Origin of the sequence: Microcoleus sp. Pol12A5 (genome assembly GCF_036701435.1) — a bacterium.
Lineage (GTDB): Bacteria > Cyanobacteriota > Cyanobacteriia > Cyanobacteriales > Microcoleaceae > Microcoleus.
The window spans coordinates 1-1,161 of sequence record NZ_JAUBQU010000310.1 but is presented as its reverse complement, the minus strand read 5'-3'; the positions used below and the strand labels follow the sequence as shown (position 1 = coordinate 1,161).

The following is a 1,161-nucleotide window of genomic DNA, read 5'->3' as shown; positions in this document are numbered from 1 at the left end:
ACTATGTAACGCTAAGTCTTGAGCTAGCTAGACTTAAACTTGAAACGCTTTGTAGTCCGTCCTTCAACTCGACTTCTGGCTTCTACACCATCCATCACCGCATAAGCCAGGTCTAACTCGTCTTCAAACATCTGTCCTGCCAGTTCATGGGTTTTGAGTTGATGCCATTCCGACTCAATCGGGTTCATTTCCGAGCAATAGGCAGGCAAAAAGAAGAGGTAAAGACCCTGCGCTTCCCATCGAGGCCACTGCTGCTGTACTTGATTACTGGTATGAATCGGTCCGTTATCTTGGACGATGATACGAATCCGTCGAGTCTTGGCAAACTCTTGTGCAGCAAGACGAGCTTGCTCATCTATGATTTTGATGTAGCTTTCACTGGTAAAAGAGCCAATCACCAAGCCGTAGACAAAGGTAACTAAAGGTTGCACAAGCCCTAAAATACTTAACCGTCTGCCACGTCGAGGGGTTTGTTCAAGTCGTTTTTGTTCTCCGCGAAAAAAGTAGCTGTAGCTCGCTGGACTCCACAAGCTAAATCCAGACTCATCGAGGTACAACAAGTCAATTTCACCTGCTGCTGCAGCCAACTCCAGCATATCGAGATCAGCTTGCTTGATGGCGCGTTGTTGTGGGTCTTGCTTATCCCGATGGCTCACACGACTACGCTTCCAGAGTACCCCCTTTTTTTGAGTACCCGTCGTAGGTGGTCGGGACTCAACTGTACTTGCCGCTCTAGGATCAGTTTTTGTGCCAGTTGCTGACTATTGTAGGTACGATTCTCTTGCCGCAGGCAGGTTTCCAGGTACTCGATATCAGCGGCTTGCCAACGCGCTTTTCCTCCACGCCCTGGCTCCTCCCATAATCCTCCGAGTCCCTTCTTTTCCCACCGATGAATCGCCTCGCGCACCGTTTGCGGATGCCAATTGAAATAGTGGGCGATTTTCTCCACGTACCATCCTTGAGCATTGAGCCTTAGTGCTTCGGCTCTATCTTTTACCCTTTGCGGTACTGTACTCGCCTTCCTCATCTCAAATAACGTTCTGTCTTCTTCTGCCTTGAGGAAAATTCTCAGTCGCGCACCCATGACTCATTACCTAGCTATAACTGTTGCCTCGTTTACCTATCTTTACATACTTCAGTCTTTTCAGCCCGACCTACTTA

1 pseudogene is annotated in these 1,161 nt (G+C 48.5%); it reads right to left on the bottom strand.

Annotation, left to right across the window (positions count from 1 at the left end):
- Positions 1-23: 23 nt before the first annotated feature.
- Positions 24-1,084 (bottom strand): annotated as a pseudogene (locus QUA45_RS28930) (IS630 family transposase).
- Between the last annotated feature and the right edge of the window lie 77 nt (positions 1,085-1,161).